Below are 4215 nucleotides of genomic sequence, written 5' to 3'. Positions count from 1 at the left end.
TGCACCCAAGCCAAGGGTTCCCGCTGCGCGGGAATGCAGGCGAGCCGCCTGCGCTCCAGGGAATGGCGTACGCCTTAAATGCCGGGGTATTGCACGAATTGGGGCGCGGGCGGCCCGCCCGCAAGGGGGTTGCACCCAAGCCAAAGGTTCCCGCTGCGCGGGAATGCAGGCGAGCCGCCTGCGCTCCAGGGAATGGCGTACGCCTTAAATGCCGGGGTATTGCACGAATTGGGGCGCGGGCGGCCCGCCCGCAAGGGTGTTGCACCCAAGCCAAAGGTTCCCGCTGCGCGGGAATGCAGGCGAGCCGCCTGCGCTCCAGGGAATGGCGTACGCCTTAAATGCCGGGGTATTGCACGAATTGGGGCGCGGGCGGCCCGCCCGCAAGGGTGTTGCACCCAAGCCAAAGGTTCCCGCTGCGCGGGAATGCAGGCGAGCCGCCTGCGCTCCAGGGAATGGCGTACGCCTTAAATGCCGGGGTATTGCACCTATTGGGGCGCGGGCGGCCCGCCCGCAAAGGGGGGGCACCCAAGCCAAGGGTTCCCGCCGCGCGGGAATGCAGGCGAGCCGCCTGCGCTCCAGGGAATGGCGTACGCCTTAAATGCCGGGGTATTGCACGAATTGGGGCGCGGGCGGCCCGCCCGCAAGGGTGCTGCACCCAAGCCAAAGGTTCCCGCTGCGCGTGAATGCAGGCGAGCCGCCTGCGCTCCAGGATAATGCAGGCGAGCCGCCTGCGCTCCAGGATAATGCAGACGCTCCAGGGAGCGGCGTGCGCCTTAAACGCAAAAGCGCGTCCATTCAGCCGGTTTTTCGCAGCGGCTCGTCCACCAGCAGAAAGCGACACACTTCCTCCAGGCGGGCGTGGGTATCCTTATAACCCAGCTCGATCAGCTCCTGGCAGTAGTCCTGCTCGAACAGCAGGAAGCTGGCCAGGCCGGTGGCATCCCCCGCATTGACCCCGAACAGCCGCAGCAGGCCGCGGATATTGAGCGGCAGCTTGTGGAAGTGATTAAGGGTGAGATCGTCCAGGTTCTTGCTTGGCTTGAGCACCAGGTTGTCGATATGGCGCAGGGAGAGCTGCTCCCGCTTGCGCTCCGGCACCAGCTTGATGGTGCTGTTGATGCGCTGCAGCCGCTCTATGTCGGAGGTGAGGGCGTCGGTAAAAATGGTGTCCAGCAGGTGGCCGGCGATATCGGAACTGCTGGGATCGCTCGGCAGCACACCGGGCTCCGCTTCTTCCGACGCCAGGCTGATGATAAGGATCTTGCGGGCCCCCAGGTGGATGGCCGGGCTGAGCGGATTGAGCTGGTGGATGGAGCCGTCGCCGTAGTGGTGGTTCTGCAGCCGGCAGGGCTTGAACACGAAGGGCAGGGCGCAGCTGGCCAGCAGGTGCGGCGGCGCTATGACGGCGGAGCGCCCCGAGCGCCCGGCCCTGGCCCAGGGCTGGTGGTAGGGCCGGCCCTGGAAAAAGGTGGTGGAGTCGCCGGTGTCGTAGTTGGAGGCGGTGACGGCCAGCACCTCCAGGGCGCCGTAAAGCAGGTTGTTGTCGATACGCTGAAAGTCGATCAGCCGCTCCAGCAGGCGTTCGAGCGGACTGTTGTCGAACAGGGAAAGGCGGGTCTGGGTGGGCCTGCCGATCAAATCCAGCATCATGCCCTTGAGGGAATGCCAGACTACCCGGCCAAGCTGCAGGCGCAGGATATCCTCTGTATGCAGGTGGCGCCATACGTACTCCAGCTTGCGCACTCCCAGGTGGAAACAAGAGGCATAGCAGGCCAGGCCGGTGGTGTTGATGGCCCCGGCCGAGGTGCCGCAAAGAATGGGGAAGGGAATATGATGGCCGCGCGGGTAGCACTCGGCGATGGCCTTGATCACCCCCACCTGGTAGGCGGCCCGGGCACCGCCGCCGGTAAGCACCAGGGCGCAGGCATTGCTTTCTTCTTGTTCCATGACGACCCCCTTTTTAGCAAGTATAAGTGCTTGTTAATGGGGCAGAAAGCGCCGGTTGGCCGGCATGTGAGCAAGCGCAGGTTGTGGGGGAGAGGGGGCGCGGGCGGCCCGCCCACAAGGGTGTTTGCCGAGGTTGGGGTGTGGCTTGTGGAGCGGAGGGTTCCCGCTGCGCGGAAATGCAGGCGAGCCGCCTGCGCTCCAGGCTAGGAATGCAGGCGAGCCGCCTGCGCTCCAGGGGGCGTGCTCCACCCAGGCTGAGATGTTGCACAAATTGGGGCGCGGGCGGCCCGCCCGCACTCCCATTTTATGCCTAACCGGCCAGGGCCTGGCGGATTTGCGCCACCACGTCGTCGATGGCCACTTCCACCTTGTCGCCGCCGCGGCGGTGCTTGTACTCCACCACGCCGTTATCCAGGCCGCGCTCGCCGATGACGATGCTGTGGGGAATGCCGATCAGCTCCATGTCGGCGAACATCACGCCCGGGCGTTCCTTGCGGTCGTCGAACAGCACATCCACCCCGGCGTTTTTCAGCTCGGCATAGAGCCTTTCCGCCACTTCCTGCACTCGGTGGGACTTGTGCATGTTCATGGGGATGATGGCCACCTGGAAGGGGGCGATGGCGTCCGGCCAGACGATGCCGCGCTCGTCATGGTTTTGCTCGATGGCGGCGGCCACGATGCGGGACACCCCGATGCCGTAGCAGCCCATCTCCAGCACCACGGCCTTGCTGTCTTCGTTCAGCACGGTGGCGTTCATCTTGGCGGAGTAGTTGTTGCCCAACTGGAAGATGTGGCCCACTTCGATGCCGCGCTTGATCTGCAGTACGCCCTTGCCGTCCGGGCTGGGGTCCCCTTCCTTGACGTTGCGCAGGTCGGCCACCTGGGGCAGCGGCAGATCCCGGCCCCAGTTAAGGCCGAAGTAGTGCTTGTCTTCGATGTTGGCGCCGGCGCCGAAGTCGCTCATCACCGCCACGGCGCGGTCGATGATCACCGGCACCGGCATGTTGAGCGGCCCCAGGGAGCCCGGGCCTGCACCCACCAGGGTGCGGATTTCTTCTTCGGTGGCGAAGGTGAGGGGGCTGGCCACCTGGGGCAGCTTCTCGGCCTTTACTTCGTTCAGCTCGTGGTCGCCGCGCACCATCAGCGCCACCAGGGAGCAGTCTTCGTCTTCGGCGGCGCGCACCAGCAGGGTTTTGACGGTTTTGGTAATGTCCAGCCCGAACTGCTCCACCAGATCGGCAATCGTCTTGGCGTTGGGGGTGTCGACCAGGGTCATGGCCTGGGTGGGAGCATCGGCGTGCTCCTTGGGCGCCACCGCCTCGGCCATTTCGATGTTGGCGGCGTAATCGGACTCGGTGGAGAAGGCGATGTCGTCCTCACCGCTCTGGGCCAGCACGTGGAACTCGTGGGAGGCACTGCCACCGATGGCGCCGGTATCCGCCAGCACCGCCCTGAAGTCCAGCCCCATGCGCTCGAACACCCGGCTGTAGGCCTGGTACATGTCGTTGTAGGTTTGCTGCAGGCTTTGCTGGCTGGTGTGGAAGGAGTAGGCGTCCTTCATCAGGAACTCGCGGGCGCGCATTACCCCGAAGCGCGGACGGACTTCGTCGCGGAACTTGGTCTGGATCTGGTACAGGTTGAGCGGCAGCTGCTTGTAGGAGGCCACTTCGTTGCGCACCATGCTGGTGATCACTTCCTCGTGGGTGGGGCCCAGCACAAAGGGGCGATCGTGACGGTCTTTCAGGCGCAGCAGCTCGGGGCCGAACTTGTCCCAGCGGCCGGTTTCCTGCCACAGGTCGGCGGGCTGCACCATGGGCATAAGCACCTCGACGGCGCCGGCCCGGTTCATCTCTTCCCGCACTATGGCGGCCACCTTGTTCAATACCCGCAGGCCGCTGGGCAGCCAGGTGTAGAGGCCGGAAGCCAGCTTGCGGATCATGCCCGCGCGCAGCATCAGCTGGTGGCTGATCACTTCGGCATCGCTCGGGGTCTCTTTGAGGGTGGAAAGCAAGTATTGACTGGTACGCATGCGCTTAAACCTTGTTGAGCTGAAAGTCCGTTAAAGAAAGCGATTGTAGCAGGGGGGCTGTGCAGCGTGAAGCGTGGGGAGTGAGGGGTGAGGAGGAAGGAGTGAGGGGTGAGGCGGAGTCCCCAAGCATATCACCGCTCCCCTCAAGAATAGGCCAGGCGATTAAGCAAAAAAAGCGCAACCCCGATAAACAGAAGGCTGGGCCCCAGGGCACCGATCGCCGGCGGCACCGAGTAGAC

The 4215-nt window shown here is 64.7% G+C and carries 2 protein-coding genes; both read right to left on the bottom strand.

Features of this window, described 5'->3' with window-relative positions; genetic code table 11:
* Window positions 1–795 precede the first annotated feature (795 nt).
* Window positions 796–1947 (bottom strand): patatin-like phospholipase family protein, encoded by a 1152-nt coding sequence (locus CGX12_RS18805; RefSeq protein WP_094041404.1) that lies wholly within the window; start codon window positions 1945–1947, stop codon window positions 796–798.
* Window positions 1948–2257: 310 nt separating this feature from the next.
* Entirely contained in the window at window positions 2258–3976 is a 1719-nt protein-coding gene (locus CGX12_RS18800) for a proline--tRNA ligase (RefSeq protein WP_094041403.1), read from the bottom strand.
* Window positions 3977–4215 lie beyond the last annotated feature (239 nt).

Origin of the sequence: Zobellella denitrificans, assembly GCF_002237365.1 — a bacterium.
GTDB lineage: Bacteria > Pseudomonadota > Gammaproteobacteria > Enterobacterales > Aeromonadaceae > Oceanimonas > Oceanimonas denitrificans.
Note: the sequence above shows the minus strand (reverse complement) of the source record. Positions and strands in the feature narration are given on the sequence as shown.